12 protein-coding genes and 1 pseudogene are annotated in these 13,863 nt (G+C 58.0%); 12 read left to right on the top strand and 1 reads right to left on the bottom strand.

The genetic code is table 11. The features are described from left to right. The 4 genes and pseudogenes from K5D32_RS20220 to K5D32_RS26015 all read left to right on the top strand — a co-directional run. Positions 1-492: pseudogene (locus K5D32_RS20220) on the top strand (type VI secretion system tip protein VgrG); the annotation flags it as partial. Further along, entirely contained in the window at positions 489-3,728 is a 3,240-nt protein-coding gene (locus tag K5D32_RS20215) for a hypothetical protein (RefSeq protein WP_221601564.1), read from the top strand. The pseudogene K5D32_RS20220 and the gene K5D32_RS20215, both read left to right, overlap by 4 nt. Next, positions 3,725-4,969, top strand: a complete 1,245-nt coding sequence (locus tag K5D32_RS26020; protein ID WP_260407472.1) for a hypothetical protein — start codon at positions 3,725-3,727, stop codon at positions 4,967-4,969. The genes K5D32_RS20215 and K5D32_RS26020 overlap by 4 nt, the downstream gene beginning before the upstream one ends. Next, the gene (locus tag K5D32_RS26015) at positions 4,966-6,189 is read left to right on the top strand and encodes a hypothetical protein (RefSeq protein WP_260407471.1); all 1,224 of its coding nucleotides are present in this window, start codon (positions 4,966-4,968) and stop codon (positions 6,187-6,189) included. The genes K5D32_RS26020 and K5D32_RS26015 overlap by 4 nt, the downstream gene beginning before the upstream one ends. Positions 6,190-6,202: 13 nt before the next feature. On the opposite strand, the gene K5D32_RS20200 is transcribed toward K5D32_RS26015, so the two are convergent. Beyond that, on the bottom strand, positions 6,203-7,186 hold the full coding sequence (locus K5D32_RS20200; protein ID WP_221601562.1) for a TauD/TfdA family dioxygenase: 984 nt from the start codon (positions 7,184-7,186) through the stop codon (positions 6,203-6,205). Between the two features lie 304 nt (positions 7,187-7,490). Between K5D32_RS20200 and K5D32_RS20195 the strand changes: the two genes are divergently transcribed. Genes K5D32_RS20195 through K5D32_RS20160 form a run of 8 tightly spaced genes read left to right on the top strand, consistent with a single transcriptional unit; the run spans position 7,491 to position 13,694 of the window. Then, positions 7,491-8,711 carry a PepSY domain-containing protein gene (locus tag K5D32_RS20195; RefSeq protein ID WP_221578627.1) on the top strand — a complete coding sequence of 407 codons (1,221 nt, stop codon included), beginning with the start codon at positions 7,491-7,493 and terminating at the stop codon, positions 8,709-8,711. Beyond that, entirely contained in the window at positions 8,708-9,250 is a 543-nt protein-coding gene (locus K5D32_RS20190; protein ID WP_221578626.1) for a thiamine pyrophosphate-binding protein, read from the top strand. The genes K5D32_RS20195 and K5D32_RS20190 overlap by 4 nt, the downstream gene beginning before the upstream one ends. After that, the gene (locus tag K5D32_RS20185; RefSeq protein WP_221601561.1) at positions 9,247-9,585 is read left to right on the top strand and encodes a hypothetical protein; all 339 of its coding nucleotides are present in this window, start codon (positions 9,247-9,249) and stop codon (positions 9,583-9,585) included. Before K5D32_RS20190 ends, K5D32_RS20185 begins: the two co-directional genes overlap by 4 nt. After that, the gene (locus K5D32_RS20180) at positions 9,582-10,154 is read left to right on the top strand and encodes a DUF6162 family protein (RefSeq protein WP_221601560.1); all 573 of its coding nucleotides are present in this window, start codon (positions 9,582-9,584) and stop codon (positions 10,152-10,154) included. Before K5D32_RS20185 ends, K5D32_RS20180 begins: the two co-directional genes overlap by 4 nt. A 35-nt stretch (positions 10,155-10,189) precedes the next feature. Continuing rightward, positions 10,190-11,119 carry a metal ABC transporter substrate-binding protein gene (locus K5D32_RS20175; RefSeq protein ID WP_221593907.1) on the top strand — a complete coding sequence of 310 codons (930 nt, stop codon included), beginning with the start codon at positions 10,190-10,192 and terminating at the stop codon, positions 11,117-11,119. Beyond that, positions 11,116-11,877: a metal ABC transporter ATP-binding protein gene (locus K5D32_RS20170; RefSeq protein ID WP_221593906.1), complete on the top strand. Its 762-nt coding sequence runs from the start codon at positions 11,116-11,118 to the stop codon at positions 11,875-11,877. The genes K5D32_RS20175 and K5D32_RS20170 overlap by 4 nt, the downstream gene beginning before the upstream one ends. Continuing rightward, on the top strand, positions 11,877-12,776 hold the full coding sequence (locus tag K5D32_RS20165) for a metal ABC transporter permease (protein WP_221601572.1): 900 nt from the start codon (positions 11,877-11,879) through the stop codon (positions 12,774-12,776). Before K5D32_RS20170 ends, K5D32_RS20165 begins: the two co-directional genes overlap by 1 nt. Next, the gene (locus tag K5D32_RS20160; protein ID WP_221593905.1) at positions 12,777-13,694 is read left to right on the top strand and encodes a metal ABC transporter solute-binding protein, Zn/Mn family; all 918 of its coding nucleotides are present in this window, start codon (positions 12,777-12,779) and stop codon (positions 13,692-13,694) included. Positions 13,695-13,863: the final 169 nt, after the last annotated feature.

Raw genomic sequence — 13,863 nt, 5'->3', positions numbered from 1 at the left:
TACAGCGAATTCAGGGCCGAGGAACACTGCACCGTCAACGCCGACCGCAAGGTGGAAATCAGGGCAAACGACCACTTGAGCATTGCTCAGGTTCAGAACATCAAGGTGGGGGTCGCGCAACTGATCGAGGCCGGTCAGGAAATCCATCTCAAGTCCGGCGACAAGACAGTGATCGATGCGGGTATGGAGCTGACCCTCAGGGTCGGCGGCAGCTTTATCAAGATCGATCACAGTGGCGTCAGCATCAACGGGCCGCTGCTCAGGACCAATCAGGGCGGCTGGCCAGGCATCGGGACCGAGTTGCCGCCCGTACTGCCCATTGCTCCCAAGGCCGCAGATACATCCCCATCCGGCAGAAAACTTCTGGCCGCGCAGAACACACCCAAACCTGAAACATCCACCTCCAGCCAGGGGCTCGAGGCGCTTATCGTCGATGTCTGGGGCGGCAATGAAAACCAGTTGAGCCTGCTGGGTCCGGAGGAACAGTCATGAGTGCGTTCAACGACACTTCCATCACTCAAGGCACCCGCAAGAAAACCGAGTACCTCAATGATCAACGTGCGCGACTGGCTCTGCAGATTCCCCGCACCGACGGCGGCGTGCTGCAAATTCCCCTTCTCAGCGATGCCCGAAGCACCAGAGAAGAGGAAACCATTCAACGCAATACCCTGCTCTCCGTCCTGCCCCTGGCTCGTTTGCCCGGTTATGACACGCTCGATGAGTCCCCCAGGGGCGCCTTGCCTCGGCGGGGTCGCATTTATGTGTTCTGGCGCGACGCCCTGTGGCGAGAGCTGGAAACCGATGGCCAGGGCCAGTTGCTCGAGGTGGATATCGCTCACTGGCGCGCGGTCGCACAACAACTGGGCAATGCCGACGAGCGCGACCCGGTGGCCGTCAAACAGCAGGTGATTCTGCTGCCGATGCTGTTGCAGGGCCGCTTCGTCGCCGATCAGTTGCGCATGGCCTACAGCGAACTGCCCTGGAGCTGGGAATACATCGAATGGCTTGAAAGCGACGCCAGCCGGATCAAGGCCCGCTCTCAGCACATTGCCCGCATCTGGGACACCGCCGTAGTGGGTTCACAGCATTGGAAAACCACACAGGCCAACCCGAGCCTGCCTGTCAGCCGTCTGCGCAAAGGCTTGCGGGCCAGGGATTTCAATATTGAAAGTGCCCTGGAGGATCCTCTGGATTTCACACCGGAGTTTGCGGCGTTCAGTGATGAGACGCTGCTCAAACGTTTGCAGAGGCGGCAGGAGCAACTGGCGCAACACCTCAAACAGCCACCGCCTGCGCCACTGCCCGACGCGGAAGCGGGCGTCGATTTGCTGGACAGCTACACATTGCGAGACAACCCTCATCGCGTCGCATTGATTCTCGACGACCCGCTGTTTGCCATACGCCACGCGACCGCACAGATACGCAACTGTGTTGCCTACCTGCAAACCTTGAATGCCCTGATTGCCTTCCAGCCCCACGGACAATATGCCCAGGTGCTGTACAGCGCTGTCGGCGGAGAGTACATCCACCTGAAAGGACGGATTGACCTGCCAAAGTTTTATGAAACGGTGTTTGAGCAGGAACGCAAGTTCGGACGCAAATCGCTGGCGATGCATCTGACACGACTGGTCGAATTACTCGACAAGAAACTCCCCGTCGTCCTCATGGACTGGACTTATCGCCACGACGAGGCCTTGCTGGAACCCTACAGCCTGATGGCAGATGCTCTGGGCGCCCTCGAATACACACCCGCTCAGGCAGATGCCTTGCTGACCGGCATGGACGTGACAGAGCTGGAAACGTCCATCAGAACCCTGGTCAAGAACATCCTGCAGGCCGAGCATCCGCTGGGCACCATGCTGCTGGCCACGGACGCCGGGCAACCGCCCGAACTGCTCAAGCGCCTGATTGCCCTGCGCGACCTTGATCAACCCCCTCAGCCACAGGCCATGGGCCTGAGCACCCTGATGCTCAGCGCCTCCTTTGTCGACAAGGTGGATTGGCCCGGCCTGGGCAAGACCTTCTCGTACTTCATGGGCGACCTGCTGGATATTTTCGGGGCCAGCGTCGTGGCGCAACTCAGTCGGCTGTCCAACAGCAGCCTGAAGATCAAACTCGACCGGCTATTCATGCCGACCTTCAACACCCTCTCGACCCTCTCGGTAAAGATGACCAACATCCGCCTGATGCCCATGGGCGAAGCACTGGCCGGGAACTATGTGGTCATCGGCGTTCATGGCGCAGGCTTGCGCAGAGGCCTGACCGACAGCGAACGCAGCGAACTGACCCGCAAGAACTACCGCTACGCCAGCCTGCACAACCAGTCCGGCGAAACCCTGGGCAGCACCAGCGCCAAAGGCCAAGGCAAGAACGCGCCGATGCTGCGTAATGTCATGGTGCTTGCCATCCCTGAGGGCCATCCCGAACTGGCTAACTACAGTAACTTCCGGGTGAACTTTGGGGTGCTGACTCAGGGGCTGGAGAAGACCAGGGTGGTGCCTACGTTGATGCTGGGGTTTGCGGTTTTTAACTTGGTGGTGCAGGTGGAGGCGATAAAGGACTTTGAAGCTAGCGGAGAGAATCTACGAGGTATATTGGGAGTATTTAGTGCTTTAGCCGACTTAACAGCAGCTCTCGGAAATCACAGCAGACTTCTTTTTGGCGAAACTACCGCGAGTTACCTGAGCAAACCACGTATCAACGTAGGTAAAATCTCTCCCGGCTGGGCAAAAAACCTCGAAATACAGACGGGCAGCCCCAAACTTCCTCTTCTTCGCGCCATTGGCGGCGGAGCCACCTTCGTAGGTGCGATAACAAGTGCCTGGGACAGCTATCGAAACTATAGCGATGGCAATTACGAACTATCAGCAAGTTATGCAACCATTACAGCGGGAAATTTAATATGGCTAGCCTATACCCTAGGACTTACCATCAACCCATTTGCGCTTTTGATCGGGGCAGCACTGGTGATTGGCGGAGCAGTGCTTGCCAATATATTTGATGACGATGCAATCGAACTTGCCGTGCGTTATGGCCCCCTCGGCACAGACTCTGCCGCTGAAGATTTGCCTGAATACTTTCTACATTTAAAAAATCCGCTCATTGCCTATCAGCAATTAACGGGGCTTCTGAGCAAACCCAAGATCCATGCAATGCGACTCGGCGACTGGCGCAGAAAAGCCCCGGCACATCATCTTGAGGCACTGTTAAACGCCGACCAGCAACGCAAGCGCCCGACAAACACATATTGGCAAACCATAGCACCCGACGCCAAGGCACTGGACGAACAGGATTGGGTGGTGACTTTAAGTACCCCACTTCTGGGGATGCTCAGCAATAACACTCAACACTTTCAACTGCTGGCCCATGAATTTCAATCAAACATGGAAACCGGCATGGCCTTCGCTAACAAGCACTATCACTGGCAAAGGGCGGGTAATCCAAAACTGGCGGCGGTGCCACTGGATTCGACCACCGCTCTGTATGTCTTGCCCTCTTTTATTGAAAGCACCTTTCCCATCAGCCGCACCGTCAGAACCGAAGGGCTGAAAATCATTACCCAAATCGAATTGCATGCAGAACCGGGCAGCCCACCTTTGCTACTTCCGCAACCCAATCCCAAAAAGTGGAAGCCTTTTACCCCTGACCACCGCCGAGCACCCAATAGCAACCCGGAGAGCAGCCCTCCTCTGTATTGGCAGATCGAAACCATCGAGAACCGTATATGAACGCAAATATTGATCAATCCTACGCCAATAGCGCCTACCGCAGCGACAGCCAGGAACTGCTGCCGCCGCCAAGATGGTACGTCCATCTCAACCGCAATGGCCTGTTCAACACGCATCTTGCCTTTGGTCATTACGCCGGGCTGGATTCAGCTACGGAAATCACTCTGCAACTGGAGTGCGAAGAACATCTGATTTATCAGAAGCAGGAAGAGGGTGGTGAAAAACAGGAAGTGTACTGTGATGCAAAACGCTGGCGATTTCAGAACTCCAGTAGAATTCCATATTTGCTATTTGTATCCAAAATAATGAGTTTCTTCCTTATATGGGCCATTTGGGGTATAGGAATTTTTGGATCAATAAAACTCGAACTTGGCTACAAAACCATCGGGACCGAGCTCGCAGTACTAATAGCTTTTTTATCAGTTGCATTAGCTACTACATCTCTTGTTCTGTTCATGACAGAAAAGAAAGCAGTTCATTACATTCAAATTTCCGGTTTCTTTATCTGCGCAGCTATCGTCCTCTGGCTAAAAGGCTCTCTCTTCGGCAACAGCGAAATGCACATCGCCTTTTGGGGAGGCACCCTTCTCTACTTCATGGGCGCCATCGGCTTCGACTGCCTGCTCTGGCTACACAGCACCATCAGCCGCCACGACGGCAGTGAGTTCAATCGGGTAGACGGCATGGTGCGTTTCAAGCGGCGTTTCCGGCGTTTGTTTGTCGCGCCTTTCGAGGAATTCGATCCGGTGCTGACGTTGCTACCCAGTGGCTACGGGTCCCATGACTACACAATCACCCTGTATCACCGTTACACCAACAAGAAAATCTATCTGGCGACCAAGATGCATTCACTGGGGCTGGACAAGGCCAATACCCTAGCGTTCTGGGATTGCCTGCAGCGCTATATGGACGTCACCCAACCTCTACCCGACCTTCCCGTACTGGAACAAAGCCGTCATCTGGACCCGATCACCGCCGCTCACGACGCCAGCACCGGGCGCAATCCACGCCGCTGGCGCGATCAGGCAATAACAGGCTGGAAAACTTCGGGAGAAAAGAAACTCAACGAGCAATTACAGCGATATCCCTGGCAGCAACAACCCTGTGTGATCAAAGCCCGCCTGAGCGAAGAACTCACCATCGAAGCCTGGTACCGCGCTCAGGAAGCCAAGGGCATTCAGGCAACGCCCAAGGCTGAAGACTTTGCGCGACGCGCTGACTACGATGAGTCACAAATATGAACGCCTACGCCAATAGCGCTTACCGCAGCGACAGCCATGAACCACTGCCTCCACCAGGATCGCATGCCCATCTCAACCGTAATGGCCTGTTCGACACCCATCTTGCCTTTGGCCATTACGCCGGGCTGGACTCGGCTACGGAAATCACTCTGCAACTGGAATGCGAAGAGCATCGGGTCTATCAGACGCAAGAAGAAGCGGGCAAAAAACAGGAGGTGTATTGCGATGCAAAGCGCTGGCGCTTTCAGAACTCCAGCAAGATTCCGTATCTTCTATTTACTTTTAAAATAATGAGCTTTTTTCTTATATGGGTCCCATGGAGTACATGGATTTTTCTTCCAATAAAACTCGAGCTTGGCTACAAAACCGTCGGCACCGAGCTCGCAGTACTAATAGCTTTTTTAGCGGTCACCTTAGCTATTACATCTCTTATTCTATTCATGACAGAAAAAAAAGCAGTTCATTACATTCAAATTGCCGGTTTCTTTATCTGCGCCGCCATCGTCCTCTGGCTAAAAGGAACGCTCTGGGGCAACAGCGAAATGCACATCGCCTTTTGGGCAGGCACCCTCCTCTACTTCATGGGCGCCATCGGCTTCGACTGCCTGCTCTGGCTACACAGCACCATCAGCCGCCATGACGGCAGCGAGTTCAATCGGGTAGATGGCATGGTGCGTTTCAAGCGGCGTTTTCGGCGTTTGTTTGTCGCGCCTTTCGAAGAGTTCGACCCGGTGCTGACGTTGCTGCCCAGCGGTTACGGCTCCCATGATTACACCATCACGCTGTATCACCGCTACACCAATAAAAAGATCTACCTGGCGACCAAGATGCATTCCCTTGGACTGGATCAGGCCAATGCCCTGGCGTTCTGGGATTGTCTGCAACGCTATATGGACGTCACCCAACCTCTGCCCGACCTCCCGGTGCTGGAACAAAGCCGCCATCTGGACCCCGTCACCGCCGCCCATGACGCCAGCACCGGCCGCAACCCACGCCGCTGGCGCGATCAGGCGACACGCGGCTGGAAGTCTTCGGGAGAAAAGAAACTCAATGAGCAATTACAGCGCTACCCCTGGCAGCAACAACCCTGCGTGATCAAATCCCGCCTGAGCGAAGAACTCACCATCGAAGCCTGGTACCGCGCTCAGGAAGCCAAGGGCATTCAGGCGACGCCCAAGGCTGAAGACTTTGTGTCGCCGCCTGACTTTGAGAACGGCTAAGTGAAGGCCGGAATCATCTGGCCGACTCAGAATGCCCTTTGGCCATAGCCACTACCACCTTGCGCTTGCCGGTAAACGGTGAGCGCGCATGGGCCGAGAGCATGTTGTCCAGCATCAGGACGTCGTTTTCCAGCCAGGGGAAGCTGACGGCGCACTCATCGAGCACACCACGGACTTCGTCCAGCAGGCTTTCTTCGATGGCTGAGCCGTCGCCGTAGTAGACGTTGCGCGGCAGGTCTTCTTCGTCCACCACGTCGAGCAGGGTTTCGCGCACTTCCGGTTGCAGGTTGGAGATGTGGAACAGGTGCGCCTGATTGAACCAGACCATGTCCTGAGTCACCGGATGACGTGCCACTGCCTGGCAGATCTGCCGGGTGCGCAGTTCGCCGTCATCTTTCCACTCGCACTGGATGTTATGGGCGCGGCAGTAGGCTTCGACGACGCTTTCGTCTTCGGTGTTGAACACCTGGCTCCAGTCCACATCCAGGCCGTTGCCGAAGTTGCGCACGTACATCAGTTTCTTTTCGATGAAACGGTCACGAATGCGTGCCGGAATCCGGCGATAGATTTCACGGCTGTCGGCGATGGGGGTTTCGCCGCCGGTTTCGGCAGCGATCATGCTGTAGAACCAGATGCGCATCGGCCATTCCAGAGTGTAGGCCTGCTCGTTGTGCAGGGGAATGCTCTGGTGCGCCGGGTATTCAGTGGAGGTGTAGACGCCTTTGGTCACGTTGCTGCGCGGCGTGGAGCCGAATTCATAAGTGAGCAACGGGTCACCAAACCCGGCAGCAAATTCACGGAACGCTTCCGCACCGCCGACATTGAAGCCGCGGAACAGGATCCCGCCGCTGCGGTAAAGATGCTCGGCAACCAGTGGTTTGAATTCGCCCAGGGCTTCCATCAAGTCCAGGCCCGACTCGGGTGCCTCCACCAGCAGGGGCAAAGTACCGGTCCCGGCCTGCAATGGCCGGATATTCAAACTCAACGCATGACTCATGATGACTCTCCCTTGATGGCAAAGCGTGCGAGCCCCAACGGCCTGACGCTACACCGACGTCCTGATTTAACGTACCCGGCTACCTGAAAATTAGGCCCTTATCGCAGAAAGACAGCTCATCCCTGCATCCTGAAACATTTACTTTCATTTAAGCGAAAGAAATAATTACATCATTTGCATTCTCATTCGTCTTTATTAGATGCAGCGGCAGCATCGGCCAAAAGCCATGACCGTTTTCAGCAAAAAAGAGCCCGCGCCCCTCACCAATGGCCGCTCTGACACCGTGAATCGAGACCGTTCCCCCATGTCAAAGAAGTCCCGCTCAAAAATCTGGTTTCTCGTCCATAGCTGGCTGGCACTGCCGATCTGGTTTTTTGTGCTGATCGTGTGCGTCACCGGCACGCTGGCGGTGGTCAGCAAGGAAATCATGTGGCTGGCCAACCCGGAGATGCGGGCCGTCAAGCCATCGGACGATGCGCCACGCCTCACCTTCGAGCAGATCAGGGCCACCATCGAACGTAACGAGCCGAACCTGATTATCGGCACCATGATGCAGCCGGACGGTGAGTATTTCGCCTTGAGCGTCAATGTCACTTACCCCGACGGGCGTTCGGTGCCGGCCTATGTAAACCCTTATACCGGCCTTATCCAGGGCGTCACGCCAGCCTTCGATTTCCGCCGCTTTACCCGCGCCCTGCATGGCTGGTGGCTGGTGCCGTTCACCAACGGCTACTCCTGGGGCTGGTATCTGGTGTCGATCCTGGGACTGCCGATGCTGGTGTCGCTGATCACCGGGCTGATGGTCTACAAGAAATTCTGGAAAGGCTTCCTGAAACCCACGCTGCGCCTCAAGCACGGTGCCCGGATCTTCTGGGGCGACTTTCATCGCCTGAGCGGCATCTGGTCGATCTGGTTCATTGCCGTGATTTCCATCACCGGCACCTGGTTCCTGATCCAGGCCCTGCTCTGGGATAACCAGATCAGCATTTCCAGCAAATCCCAGGCAGCGTCCATCATTCCCCACAGCAGCGTGCCCCTCACCGCTGACGGCAGCCCTGCGCCGACCATCAGCCTGGACAAGGCCATCGAAATTGCCAAACAGCGGATTCCCGGCCTGGAAGCCAGCTTCATCAGCCCACCCAGCAATGCCTACGCCAACATGGAAGTCGGTGGTCGTAGCTGGTATCCGCTGATGTATCAGACCGCCGAGATCAACCCGTACAGCGGTGAAATCGCCACCTCGCACCTGCTCTCAGACCGCAACAAGCTGGAGTTCGTCACCGAATCCATGCGTCCGCTGCACACCGGCGACTTCGGCGGGATCTGGATCAAACTGATCTGGGCCTTCTTTGGCCTGCTGTTGAGCATGATGGTCCTCAGCGGCCTGCTGATCTGGAGCAAGCGCACGGCGCTGGCCACCCTCAACGCCTTGAAACGTGACGCCAAGGCCGAACAGGCCGCAGCCAGGAAACAACAATCCCCGCGACCGTCCCTGGCCACCGAAATCCCGGAGAACACCCTGTGAGCAAGGCCGCAACCGTACAACCCGTTTCGACCCTGGGTCGCCTCTGGCACAAGTGGCGTTTCCATATAAACATCCTGCTCGTACTGGTTCCCCTGGGTTTCATGCCCAAGTACTTCGCCGACGATGCCCTTCTGCGTGGCGACAAGGGACTCGGGCAGCGGGAGCTGGGCACCATCCAGGTCGGCCCATGGAGCATGAAACTGGCCGAAGAACGCAACGAGGCGCCTATCTTCTCCGGCGCCTCGGGCTACATGAAAAACTTCAACGCCTCGCTGTGCGAAAGCTGCGCCGACCAGGTCAAGGCGACTTACCTGCGCATCGGCAAGCCCCGCAGCCTGAGGACTGCCGGGGTGATCTTCTTCGGCGTGGCCTATCGCATGACTGCGTTCATGCAGATCCCGGAAAACACCGACCCCGATCAGGACCTGTGGATCACCATGGAAGGCTGGGACGGTTCCGTGCATCAAGCCTCCATTCCTCTGCACCAAGCCTCACCTTCGACCGTAGCCTGGCTGAAAAAACAAGGAGCCAAAAAGTGATCGTACGCTTCCCGTTACGGCAGTTGGGTATCAGCGCCCTCTTCTTGCTGAGCGCCGGTTTTGCCGGCAATGCACTGGCGCACAACCCGATGTGCGAGTGCAAACAGATCGACGCCGAGCAGATCCGCTGCACGGGCGGTTTTTCCGACGGCAGTGGCGCGCCGGGTGTGACACTGGACGTCATCGGCTATGACGAAACCATTCTGGTGCCCGGCAAGCTGGGCGCGGATTCGACCCTGACCTTCAAGCGCCCTTCTGCCGAGTTCTATGTGCTGTTCGATGCCGGCCCCGGCCACGTCGTGGAAATCGACCAAGCCGATATCGAGGCCCCATGACTACGCCAACCCGACAGATCGTCCGCCCGGCGGGTGCCGGTCATGAGACGCTTTACGTGCTGCTTTTGTGCCTGTTGATCCTGAGCGTTGCCGCCACAGTGGTCGGCCTGCGCGGCGAAAAGCATGAAGCCGACACGCTCTCCAGCCATCAACTGGATGCCCGTCGCGACCTGAGCGCCGCCGAGCAAGGCATCTACGCCGACCTGCGCGTGACCCTGGACGAAATCCGGCTGTTGGCGCAGGAACAGCAGGAACCAGTCACCCCGCAACAACTGGCCGAGGAAGGCTTTGCGCCCTTTGCTCAGGACGCCAGTTCTGTCAGCCGTGGCAATCATGCCTGGCAAATGGTCGGGCACTCTTATCTAGGCCTGAGCCCGATGCCGACAACTGCGGGATCCTTCCTGCTGCGCATCGAAGCCGATGACAAGGCCCAAGCCGATATCTGGATCACCCGCAAAGACTCGCCTGCCGTACCAACCGACCTTGGCGACCAGGCGCTGATCAGCGCCGGCTGGCAGCAAGTCGTAGCGCAATTCGATGCCGGGGTTACCCGTCAGCATCGACACTGAACCCACGCATTCACTGAAAAGAAGACTGTTTATCCATGCCTATTTCATTGAAACGCCGTCCATTGCTGCGCGTCGTAATGGTTGGCCTGTTCGCCACCCTGCTCGCACCACTGGTCAACGCAGACCCGGCCAAGCGCCTGCGGATCGGCATCACCCTGCATCCTTATTACAGCTATGTCAGCAATATCGTTGGCGACAAGGCCGAGGTGGTGCCCCTGATTCCTGCCGGCTTCAACCCCCACGCCTATGAGCCCCGCGCCGAAGACATCAAGCGCATCGGCTCGCTGGACGTTGTCGTGCTCAACGGTGTGGGCCATGACGACTTTGCCGACCGCATGATCGCTGCCAGCGAAAAGCCGGATATCGCCACCATCGAAGCCAATGCCGATGTGCCGCTGCTGGCAGCCACCGGGATTGCGGCTCGTGGCGCGGGCAAGGTGGTCAACCCGCACACTTTCCTGTCGATCAGCGCCTCTATTGCCCAGGTCAATAACATTGCCCGGGAACTGGGCAAGCTCGACCCGGACAACGCTAAGACCTACACCGCCAATGCCCGCGCCTACGGTAAACGCCTGCGGCAGATGCGCGCCGATGCCCTGGCCAAACTCACCAAGGCACCCAATGCCGACCTGCGGGTTGCCACGGTGCATGCGGCCTACGATTACCTGCTGCGTGAATTCGGCCTGGAAGTCACCGCTGTGGTCGAACCGGCTCACGGTATCGAGCCGAGCCCGAGCCAGTTGAAGAAGACCATCGACCAGTTGCGCGAGCTGGACGTGAAAGTGATTTTCTCGGAGATGGATTTCCCGTCCACCTACGTCGACACCATTCAGCGTGAATCCGGCGTCAAGCTCTACCCGCTGTCGCACATTTCCTATGGCGAATACAGCGCCGACAAGTACGAGAAGGAAATGAAAGGCAATCTGGACACCGTAGTCAGGGCCATTCAGGAGGCTGGCGCATGACCGCTGCCGAACCGATTTCCCTCGCCAGCCAAGGACCGGGCATCACCTTTGCGGATGTCAGCCTGACCCTGGGGCGCACCACCATTCTCGACCGCATCAACTTCAACGTGCGGGCTGGCAGCGTGCATGCGCTGGTCGGGCCAAATGGCGGTGGTAAAAGCTCGCTGATCAAGACGCTGCTCGGGCAGATGCCTCACCAGGGTGAACTCAGCCTGCAGTGGCCCGGCTCCCCCGGCCTGATCGGTTATGTGCCCCAGGCGCTGGAATTCGATCGTGGCCTGCCCATGACCGTCGATGACTTCATGGCGGCCATGTGTCAGCGTCGTCCGGCGTTTCTCGGCTTGTCCCGCCACTACGCGAAAGCCATCGGTGAAGCGCTGGAACGCGTCGGCATGCAGGACAAACGCAAGCGCCGCATGGGCGCATTGTCCGGCGGCGAGCGCCAGCGCGTGCTGCTGGCTCAGGGTCTGATTCCGGCACCGCAATTGCTGGTGCTTGATGAACCGATGTCGGCGCTCGATGAAGCCGGTATTCAGGTATTCGAGCGTCTGCTGGGCGACTGGCGTCAGGCAGGCATCACAGTACTGTGGATCGAGCACGATCTTGAAGCCGTAAAACGTCTGGCCGATCACGTGACCGGCCTCAATCGCCGCGTGCTGTTCGATGAGTCGGCACAGACCGCCCTGACGCCCGAGCGACTACTGACGCTGTTCTCCGCCCATCCGCGTGCAGCGGACAGCCAAGGGAGTGCCGCGTGATGGATTACGAAAGCTTTCGTCTGTTCATTCAAGGCCTGGCTTCATCCGGCTACCTGCCAGAAGCGCTGGCTTACGGTTTCGTGGTCAATGCCCTGCTCGCCGGTCTGTTGATCGGCCCGGTGCTGGGCGGTCTGGGCACGCTGGTGGTGGTCAAGCGCTTTGCGTTTTTCTCCGAAGCCGTGGGCCATGCAGCCCTGACCGGAGTCGCCATCGGCATTCTGTTGGGCGAACCCTATACCGGCCCTTATGGCAGCCTGTTCGGTTACTGCCTGCTGTTCGGCATCGTGCTCAATTACCTGCGCAACCGCACCGGTCTGGCACCGGACACCTTGATCGGCGTGTTCCTTTCGGTGTCCTTGGCTCTGGGTGCCAGCCTGCTGCTGGTGCTGGCGGGCAAGATCAACGTTCACATCCTGGAAAACGTGCTGTTCGGCTCGGTACTGACCGTCAACGGCAATGACTTGCTGGTGCTGCTGATTGTCGGCGCACTGGTCATGGGCCTTAGCCTGCCGCTGTACAACCGCATCATGCTGGCCAGCTTCAACCCGCAACTGGCCGCCGTGCGCGGCGTCGCAGTCAAGGTGCTGGATTACCTGTTCGTGATTCTGGTGACGCTGATTACCGTGGCCGCCGTAAAAGTCATCGGTGCCATTCTGGTGGGTGCCCTGCTGGTGATCCCGGCTGCCGCTGCACGCTTGCTGAGCCAGTCACTCAAAGGCTTCTTCTGGATTTCGGTCGCGATTGCCACCGTCAGTACCTTGTGCGGCATTCTGCTGCCTATCGTCTTCGACCTGCCCGTGCCTTCAGGCGCGGCGATCATTCTGGTGGCGGGCGTCGGCTTCGCCCTGGCCGCCATCGCCCGCGGCACAGTCCCCAGCCTCAAAGGGAATATTGGATAAATGCCTACTCTGCGCACATTGACCCTGGCTCTGGCCCTCACTGGCCTGTTCAGCAATAGCCTGTACGCCGCCGAAAGCAAAAACGCCAACCTGGAACCGGTTCGGGTGCTGGCCAGCCTGCCCATCACCTACGGCCTTGGACAGATTCTGCTCAAGGACAGCGGCGTGGTGCTGGAACGTGCGGCAGCCGCCAACCTGCCGGGCTCACGCCAGACCGCCTACTTCACCGGGCGCGGTGCCGAAGCCCTGCGCAAACTGAGCGTGGAAGCCGATGCGGTGATCGGGCTGCGTTCGATCTGGGCCGATGACCCGCTTTACCCCAATGCTCGACGCAGCAATATCCGCATCGTCGAAATCGACGCCGCACGCCCGGTGGATGGCAGCCTGCCGGGCATCGCCTTGCAACCCGGTCAGAACGTCGATGGCCTGAACAGTCAACCCTGGCTGGCCAGCAATAACATGGGCCGCATGGCCGATGTGATGGCGGCGGATCTGGTACGCCTGGCTCCGGCCGCCAAACCGAAAATCGAAGCCAACCTGGCAGCCCTCAAGCAGCAGTTGCTCAAGCTGAGCGCAGCGAGTGAGGCCAGTCTGGCCAGTGCGGATAACCTGAGCGTGGTCAGCCTGTCCGACCGTTTCGGCTACCTGATCAGCGGCCTCAATCTGGAGCTGATCGATACACAAGCCCTCACCGACGAACAATGGACACCCGAAGCCCTGCAAAAGCTGACGGCGACGCTCAAGGATAATGATGTGGCCGTGGTGCTGGATCATCGCCAGCCACCGGAAACCGTGAAAGCCGCTGTGGCTGCGGCAGGCAGCAAATTGCTGGTGCTGGGGGTTGATGGGGAAGATCCATTGGCCGAACTGCAGGGTAATATCGAGCAGGTTATTGCGGGGTTGGCAGGCAAGGAATAAACGCCCATACAGGTCTGTGTGGGAGCGGATTTATCCGCGAAAGCGGCTGACGATGAAGATGCAGTGAGTGGCCCGGCCTCTTCCCGAATAAATTCGGTCCTACGCAGGCTGTGGGCGGCTTGGAAACAAAAACGCCCCGACATTGATCGGGGCGTTTGTTTTATAGCGC

Origin of the sequence: Pseudomonas cichorii, from assembly GCF_019719005.1 — a bacterium.
Lineage (GTDB): Bacteria > Pseudomonadota > Gammaproteobacteria > Pseudomonadales > Pseudomonadaceae > Aquipseudomonas > Aquipseudomonas cichorii_E.
The sequence above is the reverse complement of the archived record's forward strand: the minus strand, read 5'-3'. Positions and strand labels throughout refer to the sequence as shown.

What these genes read in the sequence shown, in the direction of transcription:
- K5D32_RS26015 (WP_260407471.1), top strand. Translation starts at nt 4,966, where the DNA reads ATGAACGCCTACGCCAATAGCGCTTACCGCAGCGACAGCCATGAACCA.
- K5D32_RS20165 (WP_221601572.1), top strand. Translation starts at nt 11,877, where the DNA reads ATGGATTACGAAAGCTTTCGTCTGTTCATTCAAGGCCTGGCTTCATCC.
- K5D32_RS20200 (WP_221601562.1), bottom strand. Translation starts at nt 7,186, where the DNA reads ATGAGTCATGCGTTGAGTTTGAATATCCGGCCATTGCAGGCCGGGACC.
- K5D32_RS20195 (WP_221578627.1), top strand. Translation starts at nt 7,491, where the DNA reads ATGTCAAAGAAGTCCCGCTCAAAAATCTGGTTTCTCGTCCATAGCTGG.
- K5D32_RS20175 (WP_221593907.1), top strand. Translation starts at nt 10,190, where the DNA reads ATGCCTATTTCATTGAAACGCCGTCCATTGCTGCGCGTCGTAATGGTT.
- K5D32_RS20160 (WP_221593905.1), top strand. Translation starts at nt 12,777, where the DNA reads ATGCCTACTCTGCGCACATTGACCCTGGCTCTGGCCCTCACTGGCCTG.
- K5D32_RS20180 (WP_221601560.1), top strand. Translation starts at nt 9,582, where the DNA reads ATGACTACGCCAACCCGACAGATCGTCCGCCCGGCGGGTGCCGGTCAT.
- K5D32_RS26020 (WP_260407472.1), top strand. Translation starts at nt 3,725, where the DNA reads ATGAACGCAAATATTGATCAATCCTACGCCAATAGCGCCTACCGCAGC.
- K5D32_RS20170 (WP_221593906.1), top strand. Translation starts at nt 11,116, where the DNA reads ATGACCGCTGCCGAACCGATTTCCCTCGCCAGCCAAGGACCGGGCATC.
- K5D32_RS20215 (WP_221601564.1), top strand. Translation starts at nt 489, where the DNA reads ATGAGTGCGTTCAACGACACTTCCATCACTCAAGGCACCCGCAAGAAA.